Raw genomic sequence first — 19,229 nt, forward strand, 5'->3', positions numbered from 1 at the left:
AGGTAGGACAACGACTGAACGAAATTCGCGGACAGACTTCTTTTTGTCGGAAAAAACTTTGAATCTACCAACTCATTCTGACAAACTTTCCACAACGCACCACGTATACTAGGTACCACTAATAGTTTATGGGTGGTGTAATCATATTATGCACAAACGTCAAATTTTTTCCAAAGCGGGAACGGCATGGTCCGGGTGGATGCAGCGCTCGATGAAGTCCGTTTCCAGAGTCACCGTAGAAAACAGGCTTGTCCAGTCGCTTGTCGGTAAGAGATGGTCCATTCTGCTTCTTGTGATGGCGTTCCTGCTGGGCCGCGCAATGATTCTGGAACAGCTTGCGCCGTTTGCCGTCGCTTATTTTGCCGTGATGTATTTCTTGAGGCGGGAGCTGCTCTTTTGGTCCGGCCTGTTCCTGACAGCCGGCAGCCTGTTCTCTGTAGAGCCTATGAATGCGGGCTATCTTGCGGCCTCCATGATCGTGTTTCTTCTCATACAAAGAGGAGTGGAACGGTTCGAACGATCGGACATTTCATACGCGCCGGTCATCGTGTTTGCATCCATCTTCTTTGTGCAGTTGTTTTCACACCTCGCTTCCGCTGAGCTCACGTGGTATACCTTAATGATGACGGCCATCGAATCGATGCTCAGCTTGATTTTGACTCATATCTTTTTGCAGGCCGTACCGGTATTTACCTTATCCAGAAAAAATTACAGTTTAAAAAATGAAGAGGTGATCTGTCTTATTATTCTGCTTGCGTCCGTCATGACGGGGACGGTCGGCTGGTTAATTGGTCCGGTAACGCTGGAGCATGTGCTGTCCCGGTATTTGATCCTCCTGTTCGCGCTTGTCGGGGGAGCGCCTTTGGGGGCTTCGGTGGGAGTGATCTCCGGACTCATTCTTAGCTTGGCCAGCTCCAGTGCAATCTACCAGATGAGCCTGCTCGCTTTTGCCGGGATGCTGGCGGGCTTGCTCCGGGAAGGCGGCAGGCTGGCGGTAGCGCTTGGCATGCTGCTTGGTTCCTCCATCTTATCCGTTTATCTGGGGACCCAAGCTCAGGTGCTAAACTCAACCTGGGAATCGGTCGCGGCGGTGGCGTTGTTCCTGCTGACTCCCAAGGGAGTGATACAGACGTTGGCCAAATATGTGCCGGGGACCCAAGAGAATTTAAAGTCACAGCATGATTATGCCCGCAGGGTCCGCGATGTAACGGCAAACCGCGTTGAACAGTTCTCCGAAGTATTCCGCCAGCTGTCGCGCAGCTTCAAGCAAATTACGGTGGATGCCCAGCCGCTGCACAAAGAGGAAGAAGTCGGGCACTTCATGAATTCCGTGGCCGAAAAATCATGTGCATCGTGCTGGAAACGACAGCAGTGCTGGGACGGCAAATTTTATCAAACGTATAAATTTATGACCGACATGATGACCGAGGTAGAGCTGCGCGAGAACATGACACGCAAAGACATCCTACCCGAATGGAAAAAGCTGTGCATTAAACCGGATCAGGTGCTGGAGGTGATGAAACAACAGTATGGCCAGTATAAGAATGACCAGCATTGGAAAAAGCAAATCATCGACAGCCGTCAGCTTGTGGCGGAACAGCTATCGGGCGTTTCTCAGGTCATGGAAGATCTGGCCAAGGAAATCAAGCGGGAAGGACAAGAGCTCTTCATGCAGGAGGAGCAGATCCGCAGCGCATTGGAAGAACTGGGCCTGTCCATTCACAGCATCGATATCATCAGTCTGGATGAAGGGAACGTGGAGATTGAAATTATCCATCAATATACGAAAGGATTTGATGAATGTCGTAAAATTATTGCTCCCCTGCTTTCGGATATTCTCGGGGAAAACATTGCAGTCAAGAACGAGCAGCTGCTCGAGCAAAAAGGAGGGTACAGCGCCGTACTGCTCGGGTCGGCCAAGGAATACGAAGTGGAGACGGGGATCGCCGGAGCGGCGAAAGGAGGGGATTTGCTGTCCGGAGACAGCTTTAGCACAGTAGAGCTGGGCAACGGCAAATTTGCGGTGGCGCTCAGTGACGGAATGGGCAATGGCGAGCGGGCGCGGGCGGAGAGCAGCACGGCGCTCTCGATTTTGCAGCAGTTGCTGCAATCCGGCATGGACGAGAAGCTGGCGATCAAATCACTCAATTCCATTCTGATGCTGCGCTCGTCGGATGAGGTATTTGCGACAGTGGATGTGGCTCTGATCGATCAGTACAGCGCGAATACGACATTTATGAAAATTGGCTCCACGCCAAGTTTCATCAAACGGGGGAATGATGTGATTGCCGTTACGGCGAACAATTTGCCTGTAGGCATTGTGCAGGACATGGATATCGATCTCGTGAGCGTGTCTTTGAAGCATGGGGATATTTTGATTATGGTGACCGACGGCATTTACGATGCGCCCGGCCACGCCGTCAACAAAGAAATGTGGATGAAGCGAATGATCTCAGAAATCGAGGCGGACAGCCCGCAGGAATTTGCGGATGTTTTGCTCGAGCGTGTGGTAAGGTATCATCACGGAGATATCTATGATGATATGACGGTGGTTGTGGCACGGATTGATAAATTCCAGCCGGAATGGGCTACCTTCTCCTGGCCGGGAATGCAGCGCGTCGAACGTCCGAAGACGGTTAGTTAATAGATAGATTTTCTAAGGGACATCCGTTCTTTAGGTATGGCGGATTGCTGTGCCAATGAACAGGGATGTTCCTTTTTGTCGGAAACCAAGTTTAGAATCCTCCCTACTGGTAAAGATATGTAATAGAGTAAAAGGGAGGACAGAAAGATGAAGCAGATTATTCTCATCACAGACGGTTGTTCGAATGTTGGAATCAGTCCGGTTGTAGCGGCGGCCCATGCCAAGGCGGAAGGGATTATCGTTCATGTGGTTGGCGTGCTGCATGCCGGCGATACGGACGATTCGGCTGCGGCGGAAATCGCGGAAATTGCCAAGGCGGGTGGCGGGATGAGCCGCATGGTTCAGCCTTCACAGCTGTCCCCGACGGTGCAAATGATGACGCGCAAGACAGTTGCGCAAACGATTCAGCAGGTCGTAGGACAAGAGCTTCGCAGCATCCTGGGACATTCCAGGCTTGAAGCGCTGCCGCCGGAACAGCGCTCCGAGGTCGTCCGGGTCATCGACGATTTAACGGAGACGACGAGCCTGCAGGTCGCGCTGTTGATCGATGCGAGCGCCAGCATGAAGCCCAAACTTCAGGCCGTAAAAGAAGCCATAGCGGATCTCCAGCTTAGCTTGCAGTCCCGAATCGGCCAAAGCCGGATTGCCGTTTTCCATTTTCCGGGGAACGTATCGGGGGACCAAGAGATTGTCATGGATTTGGATTGGACCAACGAGCTTGCAAATCTGAACCGGTTGTTTTATAAATTAAACATGAAGGGAACGACACCCACAGGTCCCGCACTGCTGAAAGTGGTTCAATCTATGAACCGGAATGCCGATGATAACAAAGAGAACGCGGGTTATACAGCCGGGAGCCTCTCTATAACGAGCGGCACTGTGATAACAAACGAGGAAGGGATACTCCGTGACTACGTTGTTTGAACCCGCAGTACCTGTGGGAGCCTGGATTCAGGGCAAGTGGAACAAAAACCAGTACCGGGTCGAGCGGCTGCTTGGCGAGGGGGCGAACGGAAAGGTGTTTCTCGTGAGCCGGCGCAAGCGGCATTACGCGCTCAAAATAGGCTTTGATCCGGCGGATCATCAATCGGAAGTGAATGCGCTCAAGGCGTTAACGAAATCTTCGACTTCCTTTCAGGATATGCTCGTGGAAGCGGATGATTTTTCACAGGAGGGTATGGATTATCCTTTCTGTGTGATGCGTTATATCAAAGGAAAGTCTCTTACAGAGTTTATTAAACAATATGGAACCGATTGGATTCCTCTGATTGGCTTGAATTTGCTGCGCAAGTTATCGGAGCTTCACTCAAGCGGCTTTGTCTTCGGAGATCTGAAGGCGGAGAACATGATCATTACCGGGTACGGAGAAGTGGAACTGATCGACTTCGGAGGGGTGACGGCCAAAGGCCGGTCGGTTAAACAGTTTACGGAAGTGTATGACCGGGGGTTTTGGAACAACGGATCGCGAACGGCGGATGAAGGATATGATTTATTTTCTTTTGCAGTGCTGCTCCTCCAAGTGACCGACCGGGAGAGGTTTCAAAGCGTGACATCCATCCTGCCGCAAACCCGGAACGTAGAATGGCTGCTTGAGCTTTTGCAGGGGTGTCCCCCATTGGCGCAGGCAGCCCCCTTGCTCCGCAAAGCGCTTACGGGACGGTACGACAGCTCAAAGCAGATGCTGGCCGATTGGCGGGCCCGCAGTCTGGGAAATGGAACCGTCCATAAAAAGCCGGTAAATGGGGATTGGATTAAGCTGTGCTTTGCCGCCTCATTAATTGTATTCGGCGCAACGTTGTATTTGGTTTGGCCATAGGGGCAATACATAAGAGAGCGGGATAACAAGAAGAAACGGGCTATTGGGGAAATGAGAGGGACATAGGGATGGAGACGGCACAATCATTATCCGCTAAGATAGAGCGGTACATACGAGACGAAACGCTGATTGAACCGGGAGATGGGGTTGTCGTAGCGGTATCGGGAGGGCCCGATTCCGTAGCGCTGCTTCATCTTTTGTTTGCGTTGTCCGATCGATACGGATGGAGGCTCGTCGTAGCCCATGTAAACCATGGCTTTCGGGGGTTGGAATCCGATCGGGAAGCGGAGCTCGTGAGTGAACTGGCACAGCGCCTTGGCCTTCCTTTGGCTTCCACCTATATCGATATGCCGCGTTATATAGAAGAAACAGGGCTGAATACACAAGCGGCCGCCAGGGAAAAACGCTATGCTTTCTTGCTGGATACGGCTGTACGCTACCAGGCTCGGCGCATCGCGCTTGCGCACCATGCGGACGATCAGGCGGAAACCGTTATGATGCGTATGCTGCGGGGAACAGGGCCATCCGGCTTGGCCGGTATCCCTATCAGGCGCAAAGAAAAAAATGATGTGGAACTTATTCGTCCCTTACTGCGTATATACAAATCAGAGCTGCTGCATTACTGTTCCGCGCAGGGCTTACCTTACTGCACAGACAGCAGCAATCTGCAGACCAAATATTTTCGCAATCAAATACGATTGGATGTGCTGCCTTTTCTTTCCCGCTACAATGACCAGCTTCCTTCCGCTTTAAACCGACTGGCTGAAATGATGGCCGGAGAGGACGATTACCTGGAGGCGGAAACGCTCAGGCTTTACAAGGCTCATGTAAGCCGGAAGAACGATGCCTGGTTCTGGAGTGCGGAGTGGTTTAGCGGGGTACATGTTGCTTTACAAAGGCGTTTGATTAAACTAATATTAAGTTATCTTGCTTCCGATCCGGAATCCATCGATTTCCTGAAAATCGAGCAGATGCGGATAGCCGCGCTTAGTAAGCAGCCGACGAATTTCAGGCGAGTCATCGGACAAAACATTACGCTCAGCAGGGAATATGATCAAATCGCTGTACATACGATGGTGTTATCACCTTTACCTTATGTCTACGAGATCAAGAAGAACCAGCCGGAGCTGCTGATCCCCGAGACGGGGGTTCGGGCGGAGTTTCGATGGCTTATAGGGACGACGGAAAAGCCGCAGACAAGAGATATGTATTCGGCTTGCTTCGATGTGGATGAACTGGCCTTCCCTGTCATTTTTCGAAGCCGTCGTCCCGGAGATCGTATGCGTCCTCTGGGACTAAATGGATCGAAAAAGGTAAAGGATATGTTCATTGACGGCAAGCTCCCGTTGAGCTTGAGGGAGAAGATCCCGATTGTAACGGATGCCAAAGGGCGCATTCTATGGCTGCCCGGAGTTCGGCGGTCAGGGCATGCGTTGGCCGGCAAAGAAACGAAACACGTGGTATGTATGAAGCTTGATATTGATTTTACTTAAGAAGTAGGAGGATCTCTTTTGCAAAACGACGTCCAAGAAGTACTATACTCTGAGCAGCAAATTCAAGACAAAGTGAAGGAAATGGGCGAATTGATCAGCCGCGATTTCGAAGGGCGCAACCCTCTCGTCATCTGCGTGCTCAAGGGTGCTTTCATTTTCATGGCTGACTTGGTAAAACAGATAACGATACCGCTCGAAATCGATTTCATGGCGGTGTCCAGCTACGGAGCCTCTACCAAATCGTCGGGTGTAGTCAAAATCATCAAGGATCTCGACATCTCTGTAGAAGGCCGTCACGTAATCATTGTTGAGGATATTATCGACAGCGGGTTGACGTTAAGCTATCTGATCGATGTGTTGGAAAGACGCAATGCGAAATCGATCACGGTCGCCGCTTTATTTGATAAGCCTGCGCGTAGAACGGTGGATTTGGATGCAGACTATAAGGGTTATGTTATCCCGGATGCGTTCGTGGTGGGCTATGGTCTGGACTACGGCGAGAAGTACCGGAATCTGCCGTATGTAGGCATATTGAAGCCGGAAGTGTACTCCCATTAGCATTTCTTGAGAAGCCAAGACTTGCTGTGGTACAATATACAAAGTTGCCGTTTGCCTGAGAGGAGGTAGGGAATGAATCGCATTATTCGCAATACAGGCTTTTATCTGCTCATTTTTTTGGTTACCGTCGGAATCGTTCATTTTATCAGCACTCAGAATGAGCAACAAGACATCATCAGCTACGATCAACTCCGACAGACCTTAACGGAAAAGAATGTCGAATCGATCATCGTCAAGTACGATGCTCAAACGTATTTAGTTCGGGGGACATATAAAAATGCGCCATCGTCGAATAATAAAAATTTCGAATCCCGTGCGCCGTATGACCCACAAATCTTCCGTTTGATTGAATCCAGCGACATTCCCCCGGGGAACGTTTACATCGAGAGAATGGAAGGGGACAATGTTTGGATCAGTTTCCTCACCTCCATCATCCCGTTCGTGATCATCTTCATTCTGTTCTTCTTCTTGCTGAATCAAGCCCAAGGTGGCGGCGGTAAGGTGATGAACTTCGGCAAGAGCAAAGCAAGGCTTTATAATGAAGAGAAAAAACGCGTCACTTTCGAGGACGTCGCCGGAGCCGATGAAGAGAAGCAAGAATTGGTAGAAGTGGTGGAATTTCTGAAGGATCCCCGCAAATTTGCGGCAGTGGGTGCCCGCATTCCGAAAGGGGTTCTGTTGAACGGGCCTCCGGGTACAGGGAAGACGCTGCTTGCCAGAGCTGTGGCCGGTGAAGCCGGTGTGCCGTTCTTTAGCATCAGCGGTTCCGATTTCGTCGAAATGTTCGTCGGTGTCGGTGCATCCCGCGTACGCGATTTGTTCGAGAATGCAAAAAAGAACGCCCCTTGTATTATTTTTATAGATGAGATCGATGCCGTGGGTCGCCAGCGCGGAGCCGGTTTGGGCGGTGGGCATGACGAACGCGAGCAGACGCTCAATCAGCTGTTGGTTGAGATGGACGGTTTTGGCGCAAACGAAGGGATTATTATTATCGCTGCGACAAACCGTCCGGATATTCTCGATCCGGCCCTTCTCCGTCCGGGTCGTTTCGACCGCCAGATTACAGTAGATCGTCCGGATTTGAAAGGCCGTGAAGCCGTCCTGAAGGTACACGCCCGCAACAAACCGCTGAATAAGGACGTGAAGCTGGATCAACTGTCCCGCTATACGACCGGATTTACCGGTGCGGATCTTGAGAATCTGCTTAATGAGGCAGCGCTGATCGCAGCCCGCCGCAACCGGAAGGATATCTCGATGTCTGAGATCGAGGAGGCTTTCGACCGTGTCATCGTCGGGACGCAGAAGAAAAGCCGGCTGATCAGCGAGCGGGAGAAGAGAATGGTCGCTTACCACGAGGCGGGCCACACCATTGTAGGTCTTCATGTGGAGAATGCCGATGTGGTGCATAAGGTCACGATCATTCCGCGCGGCCGCGCAGGCGGTTACGTGATGATGCTGCCGAAGGAAGGCGAAGACAAAATGATGCAGACGAAGTCCGAGCTGCTCGATAAAGTCACCGGACTTCTGGCAGGCCGGGTATCCGAGGAGCTGTTCATCGGAGAAATCGGAACCGGCGCTTATAGCGACTTCCAACGAGCTACCGGCATTATTCGCCGCATGATTACGGAATTCGGGATGAGCGACAAGCTTGGTCCGATGCAGTTCGGCACATCGCAGGGTCAGGTCTTCCTGGGCCGCGATTTTGGGCACGAGCAAAACTATAGCGATGCGATTGCTTATGAAATTGACCAGGAGATGCAAGCGATGACCCGCGCTTGCTATGAACGGGCCAAAGAAATTCTTACCCAATATAAAGACCAGGTTCGTCTTGTAGCGGAAACCTTGATCGAGAGGGAAACCCTTGAGAAGGATCAAATTAAAGAGCTGATCGAAAAAGGTTCGCTGCCGCCTTTGGAGAAAGACGGCTCCTCTGAAGCCAAATCCGAGGAAGTGAAAGTGAACATCCAAAGTCAGCCCTCGCAGGAAAGCAAAGAAAGTCAATCGGATTTGGATAAAATATATTCCAAGGACCCAGATAAAGATAAATAACCATACGCTAAACCGGTGCTGGAAACAGCACCGGTTTTTGTATTTCACAGGGTCCATGACGGCTTTTTGCGAAACTGGACTTATGACCGGGTACGGATGAACAGGGGTTCCGGAATTGTGGATTTTTTCCGGGTTTTTCAGGTGATTTAAACATTGACATAGCTTTATCAGTTGTGTAAATTAGGTGTAAATCTTTATAAGCTTTGTGAACATTTTCACCAGACTGCTCTAGTCAATGAATGAATTTTTCATACCGGCTGCAGGGGCTGAGAAAAGGATGGTACCTCATGGAAGCATTAGCATTGGAGCGAAAAAAGGAGCAGCAGCAAGAGCTGAAGGAACGAATCGCCCAGTTGAAAAAAGAGCGTAATGCCATTATTCTTGCTCATTATTATCAACGGGATGAAATCCAGGAAGTGGCTGATTTTCGGGGCGATTCTTTCTTATTGGCGCAGAAGGCCGCATCTACCGATGCCGACGTTATTGTATTTTGCGGCGTGCATTTTATGGGAGAGAGCGCAAAGATTCTGGCTCCGAACAAAACAGTGCTCATTCCCGATGAAAGGGCCGGCTGTCCGATGGCGGACATGGTCAATGTGAATGGCCTTCGGGAGTTGAAGAAAAAGCATCCGAATGCCAAGGTCGTTGCGTATATCAACACATCGGCCGAGGTTAAAGCGGAGACGGATATTTGCTGTACGTCGGCGAATGCGATCAAGGTGATCAATTCGGTCGATTCCGATGAAATCATCTGGGTTCCGGATAAAAATCTGGGGGATTACGTTTCCAAATTTACGGACAAAAAAATGATTATTTGGGAAGGATATTGCAACACACATGACATGTTGACCGTCAAAGATGTAGAGGAAATGAAAGCGCAGTATCCGAATGCTCAATTTGTGGTTCATCCGGAATGCCGTCCGGAGGTCGTAAAGCTTGGCGATTTTGTCGGCAGCACAACGGCGATCATTAAATACTGCAAAGAATCCGACTGCCAGGAATTTATCGTCGGCACAGAGGATGGAACCGGTTACCAGCTGCGAATGGACAGTCCGAACAAGAAATTCCATTTTGCCACGAAGTATTTGGTTTGTCCTAATATGAAAGTCAACAATTTGAAAAAGGTGGTCAAATGTTTGGAGACGAACAGCCCCCAAATTTATGTGCCACAACACGTGGCCGATCAGGCCAGAGCATCCTTGGAGCGCATGTTGCAGGTCAAGTAGCATGCGCTACTTCTCTTCTTGGACGGGTGGGGTTGGGAATCAATGATACCGCGGTACTTGGTTAATTTTGATTTGGAGAAGCTTCCTCATGTTTATACGGATGTCATCGTGATCGGCGCAGGAATCGCCGGTCTTTTTACCGCTCTGAAAGCATCGGAAAAGCATAAGGTATTGATGGTGACGAAAAAATCGCTGCTGGACAGCAATACCCGGTATGCTCAAGGGGGAATCGCGGCGGTTATATCGGATGAGGATTCTCCTGCCTATCACCGGCAGGATACGCTCATTGCCGGAGCGGGGCTGTGTTCTTCGGCCGCGGTGGATGTGCTGGTTCATGAAGGTCCTGCAGGCGTTACGGATTTGATCCGTATGGGTACCGAATTCGATATGGAGGACGGCCGTTTTGCCTTAACTAAGGAAGGGGCGCACAGCCAACGGCGTATTCTGCACGCTCAGGGCGACGCAACCGGCGCTGAGATCGTACGAGCCCTTTCGGAGAAAACGAAGCAGGAGAAGAACATTGAGATCTGGGATGATCATTTTGTTATCGATTTGATCACCGATGAAGGAACGTGTTACGGTGCGTTGGTGCAAAGGCCGGACGGACAAAAGGTGTTCGTGGGCGCCAATGCGACGATTCTTTGCACCGGCGGGGCCGGACAGCTGTTTCGTTACACGACGAACCCCGAGATTGCCACAGGCGATGGCATTGCCATCGCTTATCGTGCAGGAGCGGACATACGCGACGTAGAATTTATACAATTCCATCCGACGGCATTATGTTACCCGGGGGCGCCGAGGTTTTTGATCTCGGAGGCCGTAAGGGGAGAAGGCGCGGTACTTCGCAACATCAAAGGAGAGCGTTTTATGGAGCGGTACCATCCCCAATTGGAGCTGGCTCCGCGGGACATTGTCGCACGTGCCATTGTCAGTGAGATGGAGGAGACGAAGTCCACATTCGTTTACATCGACTTTACCCACGAATCACATGAAACCGTGAAGAACCGTTTTCCGACCATCTATGATTTCTGTCTGAATTACGGGTTGGACTTGTCATCGGACTGGATTCCGGTTGCGCCGGCGGCCCATTACATGATGGGCGGAGTAGCGACGGACTTATACGGAGAAACCACCGTGAAGCGGTTGTTCGCATGCGGGGAGGTATCCTCAACCGGTGTTCACGGTGGCAATCGGCTTGCCAGCAACTCCTTGTCCGAGGCGATTGTTTTCGGGCGGCGGATCGTAGAACGGATTGATCAGCTGTCTCCTTTAGAAACGGTACCGCCCGTCCGGGAGCAGCGGCCCTTAAAAGATAACGCGATTCAGCCGGTGGTGGAGAAGAAGCTGAAGCTTCAGAAGCTGATGCTTCGCTATGCAGGTCTAAAGCGGCATGCGAAAGGATTGGCTAAGGGTTACGAAGAGCTTAAGCGTCACCTGTCCTTTTTGGACAGCTGCCTGTCCAAGCGGGAGGAGTACGAGTTTGCCAATCTCCTCATATGCGGGCTGCTCACAACCCAGGCTGCATTGATTAGGGAGGAAAGCCGCGGGGGACACTACAGAGAAGATTTCCCTGAAAGGGACGACCTGGTATGGCGCAAGCATACCGTGTTCAACCGCGTGAACGGAATCAAGGAAGGGAGAAGCGATGATGTTTGAGTTGAATCAAACCGTTCTGAATGAAAGTCTTAAGCGATGGCTGGAAGAAGACATCGGCATGGGCGATGTCACGACGATGACCACCATCCCTTCCGATTCAATGTCCAAAGGGATCATTCATGTGAAGGATAACGGTATTGTGGCAGGCCTTCCCGTCGCGAAGGCGGTTTTTGCTCTGGTTGATCCTCAGCTTCGGTTTGAGGCTAAAGCGAGCGATGGGGACGCCGTCTCCAAAGGAACCGTCATTGCGGAGGTTAGCGGAAGTACCCGCAGCATTCTGCTGGGGGAACGGCTAGCGCTCAATTTGCTGCAGCGCATGTCGGGTATTGCCACCCGAACAAACCAGTTTGTCGAACGGCTGGAAGGGCGTCCCTCGCGGCTGGTCGATACGCGCAAAACGACTCCGGGCCACCGCATGCTGGAGAAATATGCGGTTCGCGTCGGCGGAGGGCATAACCACCGGTTCGGTTTATACGACGCGGTGATGATCAAGGACAATCATATCAAGGGTGCCGGAGGCATCGCGAAGGCGATTCAATCCGCCCGGGCCCGCATTCCCCACACGATGAAGATTGAAGTCGAAGTGGAGAATTTCGTGCAGCTGAACGAAGCGTTAGGCGCGGAGCCGGATATCATCATGTTGGATAATATGGGGCCGGAACAAATGAGGGAAGCGGTGCTGTTCATTAAACAACGGGCTCCGCATATCATTGTAGAAGCGTCAGGAAATGTATCGTTGGACAATGTGCGTGAGATCGCTGAGACCGGCGTCGATGTGATTTCCGTGGGCAGGCTGACTTACTCTGTCCAGTCACTGGATATCAGCCTGGATTTGAATGAACAGAAGGGGAAGAAGGAGGATCGTGCATGATTCTGGTGGTGGACGTAGGCAACACGAATATCGTAGTCGGTATTTACGAGGGCAGGCAGCTGCTGCATCACTGGCGGCTCAGCACGAATCGGTCGGCCACCACGGACGAATACGGAATGATGATGGTGAATCTGTTCCGCCATGCGGATATTCGCCTGGAGCAGGTAGAAGGGATTATCATTTCTTCGGTCGTACCGCCGCTTATGTTTGTGCTGGAGCAATTATGTTTAAAATATTTAAAGAAAACGCCTCTGGTCGTAGGGCCGGGGATCAAGACCGGTCTGAATATCCGCTATGAGAATCCAAAAGAGGTGGGAGCGGACCGGATTGTGAATGCCGTGGCAGCCATCGAGCTGTATGGTTCCCCCTGTATTGTGGTCGATTTTGGAACGGCCACCACGTTTGATTATATTGATGAAGGCGGACAATATGTCGGAGGCGCCGTTGCGCCAGGGATTGGAATTTCGACCGAAGCCCTGTATCAGCGAGCGGCCAAGTTGCCCCGGATTGAGCTGACCAAACCCAAAAGCGTGGTAGGAAGAAACACCGTTGCTTCCATGCAGGCGGGCATTATTTACGGCTTTGCAGGTCAGGTGGATGGCATCGTGGACCGGATCAGGCAGGAATTCGGTTCAGAGCCGAAGGTTATTGCGACCGGCGGCTTGGCGGAGTTAATTTCAAGCGAATCCCGTACCATTGAGCTGGTGGACCCTTTGCTTACACTGCAGGGGCTGCAAATCATTTATGAACGGAATGTCGGGTAAATTTTTATGTGTAACAAAGCCATATTTGGTAGATAGAGAAGGAGCGGCATTATGCAGGATTATTTGATCAGGGCAACGGCGTATGAAGGAAAAGTACGGGCGTTTGCCGTGAAAACGACCGGGATTGTAGAAGAGCTCCGGCGGAGGCATCTTACAACGCCTACCGCTACAGCGGCATTGGGGCGCACGGCAACGGCAGCTCTCATGATGGGTGTGATGCTGAAGGGTGAAGAAAAGCTGACGGTGCAAGTGAAAGGCGGCGGCCCCATCGGCCAGATCGTCGCGGATGCGAATGCCAAAGGTGAAGTGCGCGGGTATGTAGACAATCCGGGTGTTGATTTGCCGCTGAATTCCATCGGCAAGCTTGATGTGGCCGGGGCCGTCGGTACCGATGGTTTTTTGTATATAACCAAAGATCTTGGCTTGAAAGAGCCTTACCGCGGAAGCGTACCGATCGTTTCCGGGGAATTGGCTGAAGATTTCACCTATTATTTTGTTAAATCGGAACAGACCCCGTCGGCTGTCGCTTTAGGGGTGCTTGTGGATGTCGACTATACCGTAAAAACGGCAGGCGGCTTCATCATCCAACTGCTTCCAGGGCTTAAAGACGAGGAAATCGATCAAATCGAGAAAGAGCTTGGCACTCTTCCCCCCATTACTAAGCTGCTGGACCGGGGAGATTCATTGGAATCCATTCTGGAAACCTTGCTTCCCGGGGCCAAAGTGCTTGAACGCAGAGATGATGTCCGATTCCAGTGCAAATGCTCGCGTGAACGTGTAAAGCAGACCCTGATCAGTATGGGGCGCTATGAGATAGAGCAAATGCTGGAAGAGGATGGGCAGGCGGAAGTGGTGTGCCATTTTTGCAATGAAAAGTATCATTTCGGCGAAGATGATTTGAAAGTCCTGATTCAGGCCTTGTAAGCCAGGAGAACGATCGGGCGGAGGCGCTCTGTCCGACTATATAGAGAGCGACAATACGAGGGGATAGGATATGCGAAACGTTAAGGTGTTATGGGGATTGATCGTTGTTTTGCTGACCGCTGTTGTTATCCTCTCCTCCGTACTGATGGCCCAAACCTTACAACCACCCGATTCAGACAAACATCCGGACCAATCTCAGAATGGCGGAGAGACACGCATTGTCGCCACAGTCGGAACCAAGAACATCACCATCGGAGAAGTAGAGGAGCAGCTGATCCAAAAGTATGGAAATCAGCAGCTGAACCAAATGATAGATCAGGAAGTTATACGTGCCGAAGCTGAGACGCAGGGGATTGTGGTGAGCGAAAGCGAGATTCAGCAGGAACTGGAACGAATGCAGCAGGGCTATGACAGTGAAAGCCAGTTTTACGAATTGATGAAAGAGCAGTTGGGATTTACCCCCGAGGCTTTAAAGAAGGATGTATACAATAAATTGCTGGGCGACAAAATTACGATTCAAGGCATCGTCATTACGGATCAAGAAGTAGAAGCTTACATGCTTGCTCATCAAGAAGAGTTTAAGCCGCGTGTACAGCTTAAGCTGCAGCATATTGTATCCGCGAATCGGGAACAGGCGCAAAGAGCGCTGGACGACTTGGCCAAGGGCCAGAGCTTTGCCCAAGTGGCCAGGGAGCGTTCGCTTGACGATGCCACGCGGGATAGCGGAGGAGATTTAGGGTGGCTCGATGATGACGATCCGTTCATCCATCCGGCTGTAATGAAAGCGGCCATTTCGCTAAAACCGGGAGAAGTCAGCAAACCGGTGGAGGCCGATGGGCGGTATGTGATTGTTCGTGTGGCGGATCGGAAGGAGCAGTCAAAGGGCAGCCCGGAAGTCCTGCGCGAACAAGTGCGCAAGGAGCTTGCTTTACGCGAAGCTCCGCCTTTAAAGGAAACGCTGGAGAACCTACGGAAGAAGTGGAATGTGACGATTCGCGAGTCATTTTAAAAGATCGAATCCTCAAAAAATGTGTATTGACAACCTCCTTAAGGGTTGATAAGATAAAGACATAATACCTAGCAAAATACTCGGATATTTGATGCGAACTTGAGGAGGAGAACGGAATGGCCAAACTAGTACAAAATGTAACTGAATTAATCGGGGATACGCCGCTTGTGAAATTGAACCGCGTCGTACCGGAAGGAAGCGCGGAAATTTACGTTAAGCTCGAATTCCAAAACCCGGGTGCAAGTGTAAAGGACCGGATTGCCATTAGCATGATCAATGTAGCAGAGCAAGAGGGGCTCATTAAGCCGGGGGATACCATTGTGGAGCCGACCAGCGGCAACACGGGTATCGGTTTGGCGATGGTCGCTGCGGCCAAAGGGTACAAAGCGATTCTGGTTATGCCTGAAACCATGTCTATTGAAAGACGCAACCTGCTCCGGGCTTACGGCGCTCAACTGGTACTGACACCTGGAGCAGAAGGCATGAAGGGTGCGATTAAGCGCGCGGAAGAGATTGTTGCCGAGAACCCTGGCTACTTTATGCCACAGCAATTTAAGAATCAAGCGAACGTCAAAATCCACCGCGAAACAACGGGTCCGGAAATCGTGGAAGCGATCAAATCCCACGACGGTAAGCTGGATGCCTTTATCGCAGGGATCGGAACGGGAGGAACGATTACAGGCGCCGGCAGCGTTCTGAAGGAAAACTTCCCGAACATTAAGATTTATGCCGTTGAGCCTGCGGCATCTCCTGTATTGTCCGGAGGCAAGCCGGGTCCGCACAAGATTCAAGGTATCGGGGCCGGATTCGTGCCTGATATCCTGAATACGGAAGTGTACGACGGAGTGATTACGGTTGAGAACGAAGAAGCGTTCGAAACGTCCCGCCGTGTGGCCAAAGAAGAAGGCATTCTGGGTGGTATCTCCTCCGGGGCAGCGATTTTCGCCGCACTGAAAGTGGCGAAGGAGCTTGGCGCGGGCAAGCGTGTCGTAGCGGTTATTCCAAGTAACGGTGAGCGCTATCTGTCTACACCGCTGTATCAATTCGAAGACTAAAAGGGCATCATACGCCTGCTCGGCTTGGCTGAGCGGGCTTTTTTTTATTTGGCTTTTCAAGTATACTAATCCCAATATCTTATTGAGACGATGGAAAGGGGGCCGGATGGCAATGATTTTGACTTCATATGAGCAGTGGCAGCAATGGGCACGCAGCCACTCCGTGCTTCCTTATATCAGGAGCTTTCCTTTGGATGAAACGCGGCCCTTGTCTTGGGCGGAGGCCTGGGAACAGGCGGGGCCGGAATCCTTTGTGCTGGAGAGCGGCAAAGGGGGCCGTTACAGCTTTTTCGGCCTAAAGCCGGCTTCTTCCATCCGTGGAACGGAGGGAGCCGCGACGGTGATCGGGGAGGATGGCAGCGAATCGCGATGGTACGGTGCTCCGCTGGAGCTCGTGAAGCGATGGATGGCGCCCTTTCACTCGCCTGTCGTCGAAGGCGCCCCCAAGTGGGTAGGCGGCTGTCTCGGCTTCTGGGGATATGATGTTGTTCGCACGATTGAACGGCTGCCGGCGCGTGCCAAAGCCGATTTGCCTATACCCGATTACGCCTTTATGCGGGTAGACGAGCTGTGGATCATCGATCATGAGGAGCAGATGCTGTACTGCTCGGTGAACACCTACTGTCCCGCTGAGCACAGGGGAGAGGCCGAATGGCTTCTCCGCCGCTATCTTGAGGCGGAGCAAGCGGCGGAGCATATGAAACGCGTATGGGACCGAATTATATCCTTAAATTCAAATCCGGAGGCGCTGGAGAGGCTTGACGAGCGGAGGCGTACAATGGAAGAGGACGATCTTCAGGTAGACGTTGAGGCCATTCCCGGGCTTACGGCGGATTTTCCCAAAGAAGATTATATCCGTGCCGTCCGCCGCATTCGCGATTATATCGGTGCGGGAGACGTCTTTCAGGTCAATTTGTCGGTGCGCCAACATAAGAAGCTGGAAGCGGCGCCGGAGGAGATTTACGAATGGCTCCGGCTTGTGAATCCTTCTCCTTATATGGGCATGCTTCGTTTCGGCGATTTTCATCTCGTTTCCGGCTCTCCGGAGCTTCTTGTACAGCTGGACAGGGGAACGGTTCGTACCCGTCCCATCGCAGGAACCCGTCCAAGGGGAGCTACCGCTGAAGAAGACCGGCGGCTGGCGGATGAGCTGATCCACAATGAGAAGGAACGGGCGGAGCATATTATGCTGGTCGACTTGGAGCGCAACGACGTTGGGCGAATATCCGCTTTCGGTACCGTACGGGTTAAAGATTTTATGGTCATCGAATATTACTCTCATGTCATGCACATCGTGTCTCAAGTAGAGGGACGGTTGGCGGAGGGGCGGGACGCCTTTGACGTTATTGCCGCAACCTTCCCGGGCGGCACGATTACAGGCGCACCGAAAATCCGGACGATGGAAATTATAGAAGAGCTTGAACCTGTGAGGAGAGGGCCCTATACCGGTTCGATCGGCTGGATTGACTACAACGGGGATATGGAATTTAATATCGTCATCCGAACGTTGGTTGCTGCCGGAGGCATCGGCTACGTACAGGCCGGAGCAGGGATTGTGATCGACTCCGTCCCGGAAAAAGAGTACACGGAATCCATCAATAAAGCGAAAGCCATGTGGAAGGCGATTCAATACAGCGAACGGAAACCAATAAACCAAGGGAGGGCGAAACCATGATATTAGTTATCGATAATTATGATTCGTTTACGTACAATCTGGTTCAATACTTAGGCGAGCTGGGAGAAAAGGTAGAGGTGCGCCGCAACGACGAGATCGATCTTGCAGGTATAGAGGCGCTGAAGCCGGACCATATTCTCATTTCCCCGGGACCCTGCACACCGAATGAAGCGGGGATCAGTCTTAGTCTGATCGAGCATTTCAAAGGGAAAATTCCGATACTCGGCGTCTGCCTCGGCCATCAATCGATCGGACAAGTGTTCGGCGGAGATGTGATTCGTGCACAGCGGCTGATGCACGGTAAAACGTCGGCCATCTACCATGACGGCAAAGGGGTATTCAAGGGCCTTCCCTCTCCTTTTACCGCGACGCGTTATCATTCGCTGATCGTCAAGAAGGAAACACTGCCGGACTGCCTGGAAATCAGTGCACACACGGCGGAAGGCGAGATTATGGGGCTCCGCCATAAAGAATACCCGATTGAAGGGGTGCAATTTCATCCGGAATCGATTATTACAGACCACGGGCACCAAATGCTTCGGAACTTTTTGAAAGAAACGGCAGTGGGCCAGGCGTGATTATCGATGTAAACGGCGAATGCATAGAAGAAAGCCAGGCTGTGGTCTCCGTATACGACCACGGCTTTCTTTACGGCCTGGGTTTGTTCGAGACGTTTCGAACATACGGAGGCCATCCCTTTTTACTGGAATGGCACTTGGAGCGTCTGGCTTCAGGCTGCAGGGAGCTTGATATAGACTATGAACCGGATTTGGAAGCGTGGAGCCGAAGGATTTCCAGACTTCTGGAAGTGAATCAGCTTCCCGATGCTTATTTTCGTTTGACGGTAACGGCCGGGATGGGAGCGCTCGGCTTGCCCTCAGGGACCTACGAAAAGCCGGAAGAAGTACTTTATGTAAAGCCTCTGCCTCCTATGGATCCGGCTGTTTATCATGAGGGGAAAGCGCTGCAGCTGCTCCGGCTGCGGCGCAATACGCCGGAAGGTGTGGTCAGGCTAAAATCGCTGCATTATATGAATAACGTGTTGGCCAAAAAAGAAATGAAACGATATCCTTGGGCGGCCGGGGCGGAGGGATTATTTCTGGACACGCGAGGCCGCCTGTGCGAGGGCATCGTGAGCAATATATTTTTCGTACGGCATGGGGGGCTGTATACACCTGCGGTGGAAACCGGACTGCTGCCGGGGATTACCAGGCGATTTGTCATGGCTGCAGCCCAACGTGAAGGAATAGACGTATCGGAAGGCCTGTACGATTGGGCTGATCTGCTTGAAGCCGATGAGGTGTTCGTGACCAATTCCGTACAAGAGCTTGTTCCTGTCACGACATTGTTCGACGAAACCGGCGCGGCTCATCGTGTGGGCCTGGGAACAGCCGGGCCGATAACACAGCAGCTGCTTCAAGTCTACAGGAAAGCGGCGGCAAGGAGGAATGACCGTGTTTAAAAACGATCGTGATCAGAATGACCGCAC

General features: G+C 51.7%; 16 protein-coding genes. All 16 read left to right on the top strand.

Annotated features, from left to right (window positions below):
- Nucleotides 1–148 precede the first annotated feature (148 nt).
- Nucleotides 149–2,644: a stage II sporulation protein E gene (gene spoIIE / locus EXW96_RS19720; RefSeq protein WP_062410342.1), complete on the top strand. Its 2,496-nt coding sequence runs from the start codon at nt 149–151 to the stop codon at nt 2,642–2,644.
- 147 nt (nt 2,645–2,791) lie between these two features.
- Nucleotides 2,792–3,568 carry a vWA domain-containing protein gene (locus EXW96_RS19725; RefSeq protein WP_062410343.1) on the top strand — a complete coding sequence of 259 codons (777 nt, stop codon included), beginning with the start codon at nt 2,792–2,794 and terminating at the stop codon, nt 3,566–3,568.
- A complete protein-coding gene (locus EXW96_RS19730) occupies nt 3,552–4,460 on the top strand; it encodes a serine/threonine protein kinase (RefSeq protein WP_174351233.1) in 909 nt (302 codons plus the stop codon). Before EXW96_RS19725 ends, EXW96_RS19730 begins: the two co-directional genes overlap by 17 nt.
- Nucleotides 4,461–4,528: 68 nt before the next feature.
- Nucleotides 4,529–5,953 carry a tRNA lysidine(34) synthetase TilS gene (tilS, locus tag EXW96_RS19735; RefSeq protein ID WP_137671176.1) on the top strand — a complete coding sequence of 475 codons (1,425 nt, stop codon included), beginning with the start codon at nt 4,529–4,531 and terminating at the stop codon, nt 5,951–5,953.
- Nucleotides 5,954–5,971: 18 nt separating this feature from the next.
- Nucleotides 5,972–6,511 carry a hypoxanthine phosphoribosyltransferase gene (hpt, locus tag EXW96_RS19740; RefSeq protein ID WP_054819654.1) on the top strand — a complete coding sequence of 180 codons (540 nt, stop codon included), beginning with the start codon at nt 5,972–5,974 and terminating at the stop codon, nt 6,509–6,511.
- Nucleotides 6,512–6,583: 72 nt separating this feature from the next.
- Nucleotides 6,584–8,560, top strand: a complete 1,977-nt coding sequence (gene ftsH / locus EXW96_RS19745) for an ATP-dependent zinc metalloprotease FtsH (RefSeq protein WP_062410345.1) — start codon at nt 6,584–6,586, stop codon at nt 8,558–8,560.
- Between the two features lie 287 nt (nt 8,561–8,847).
- Nucleotides 8,848–9,786 (top strand): quinolinate synthase NadA, encoded by a 939-nt coding sequence (nadA, locus tag EXW96_RS19750; protein ID WP_062410346.1) that lies wholly within the window; start codon nt 8,848–8,850, stop codon nt 9,784–9,786.
- A gap of 42 nt (nt 9,787–9,828) precedes the next feature.
- On the top strand, nt 9,829–11,442 hold the full coding sequence (gene nadB, locus EXW96_RS19755) for an L-aspartate oxidase (protein ID WP_074730133.1): 1,614 nt from the start codon (nt 9,829–9,831) through the stop codon (nt 11,440–11,442).
- Nucleotides 11,435–12,313, top strand: a complete 879-nt coding sequence (gene nadC / locus EXW96_RS19760; RefSeq protein WP_054819662.1) for a carboxylating nicotinate-nucleotide diphosphorylase — start codon at nt 11,435–11,437, stop codon at nt 12,311–12,313. The genes nadB and nadC overlap by 8 nt, the downstream gene beginning before the upstream one ends.
- Nucleotides 12,310–13,077 carry a type III pantothenate kinase gene (locus tag EXW96_RS19765; protein WP_054819653.1) on the top strand — a complete coding sequence of 256 codons (768 nt, stop codon included), beginning with the start codon at nt 12,310–12,312 and terminating at the stop codon, nt 13,075–13,077. Before nadC ends, EXW96_RS19765 begins: the two co-directional genes overlap by 4 nt.
- A gap of 51 nt (nt 13,078–13,128) precedes the next feature.
- Complete coding sequence (hslO, locus tag EXW96_RS19770) at nt 13,129–14,001, top strand: Hsp33 family molecular chaperone HslO (protein WP_137671173.1); 873 nt, start codon at nt 13,129–13,131, stop codon at nt 13,999–14,001.
- 70 nt (nt 14,002–14,071) lie between these two features.
- Complete coding sequence (locus tag EXW96_RS19775) at nt 14,072–15,010, top strand: peptidyl-prolyl cis-trans isomerase (protein WP_054819652.1); 939 nt, start codon at nt 14,072–14,074, stop codon at nt 15,008–15,010.
- A 116-nt stretch (nt 15,011–15,126) separates the two neighbouring features.
- Nucleotides 15,127–16,065: a cysteine synthase A gene (gene cysK, locus EXW96_RS19780; RefSeq protein WP_062410350.1), complete on the top strand. Its 939-nt coding sequence runs from the start codon at nt 15,127–15,129 to the stop codon at nt 16,063–16,065.
- Between the two features lie 112 nt (nt 16,066–16,177).
- Complete coding sequence (locus EXW96_RS19785) at nt 16,178–17,740, top strand: anthranilate synthase component I family protein (protein WP_174351234.1); 1,563 nt, start codon at nt 16,178–16,180, stop codon at nt 17,738–17,740.
- Nucleotides 17,737–18,318 carry an aminodeoxychorismate/anthranilate synthase component II gene (gene pabA / locus EXW96_RS19790; RefSeq protein WP_054819651.1) on the top strand — a complete coding sequence of 194 codons (582 nt, stop codon included), beginning with the start codon at nt 17,737–17,739 and terminating at the stop codon, nt 18,316–18,318. Before EXW96_RS19785 ends, pabA begins: the two co-directional genes overlap by 4 nt.
- Nucleotides 18,315–19,202: an aminodeoxychorismate lyase gene (gene pabC, locus EXW96_RS19795; protein WP_054819650.1), complete on the top strand. Its 888-nt coding sequence runs from the start codon at nt 18,315–18,317 to the stop codon at nt 19,200–19,202. Before pabA ends, pabC begins: the two co-directional genes overlap by 4 nt.
- The last annotated feature ends 27 nt before the right edge of the window (nt 19,203–19,229 follow it).

The sequence above is a fragment of the Paenibacillus sp. JMULE4 genome, assembly GCF_013337105.1.
In the GTDB taxonomy this organism is placed as follows: domain Bacteria; phylum Bacillota; class Bacilli; order Paenibacillales; family NBRC-103111; genus Paenibacillus_G; species Paenibacillus_G naphthalenovorans.

Excerpts from the sequence above, each read along its gene's own strand:
- ftsH (WP_062410345.1), top strand. The coding sequence starts at position 6,584 with ATGAATCGCATTATTCGCAATACAGGCTTTTATCTGCTCATTTTTTTG.
- pabA (WP_054819651.1), top strand. The coding sequence starts at position 17,737 with ATGATATTAGTTATCGATAATTATGATTCGTTTACGTACAATCTGGTT.
- EXW96_RS19765 (WP_054819653.1), top strand. The coding sequence starts at position 12,310 with ATGATTCTGGTGGTGGACGTAGGCAACACGAATATCGTAGTCGGTATT.
- nadA (WP_062410346.1), top strand. The coding sequence starts at position 8,848 with ATGGAAGCATTAGCATTGGAGCGAAAAAAGGAGCAGCAGCAAGAGCTG.
- nadB (WP_074730133.1), top strand. The coding sequence starts at position 9,829 with ATGATACCGCGGTACTTGGTTAATTTTGATTTGGAGAAGCTTCCTCAT.
- tilS (WP_137671176.1), top strand. The coding sequence starts at position 4,529 with ATGGAGACGGCACAATCATTATCCGCTAAGATAGAGCGGTACATACGA.
- EXW96_RS19785 (WP_174351234.1), top strand. The coding sequence starts at position 16,178 with ATGATTTTGACTTCATATGAGCAGTGGCAGCAATGGGCACGCAGCCAC.
- EXW96_RS19725 (WP_062410343.1), top strand. The coding sequence starts at position 2,792 with ATGAAGCAGATTATTCTCATCACAGACGGTTGTTCGAATGTTGGAATC.
- hslO (WP_137671173.1), top strand. The coding sequence starts at position 13,129 with ATGCAGGATTATTTGATCAGGGCAACGGCGTATGAAGGAAAAGTACGG.
- spoIIE (WP_062410342.1), top strand. The coding sequence starts at position 149 with ATGCACAAACGTCAAATTTTTTCCAAAGCGGGAACGGCATGGTCCGGG.
- cysK (WP_062410350.1), top strand. The coding sequence starts at position 15,127 with ATGGCCAAACTAGTACAAAATGTAACTGAATTAATCGGGGATACGCCG.
- nadC (WP_054819662.1), top strand. The coding sequence starts at position 11,435 with ATGTTTGAGTTGAATCAAACCGTTCTGAATGAAAGTCTTAAGCGATGG.
- EXW96_RS19775 (WP_054819652.1), top strand. The coding sequence starts at position 14,072 with ATGCGAAACGTTAAGGTGTTATGGGGATTGATCGTTGTTTTGCTGACC.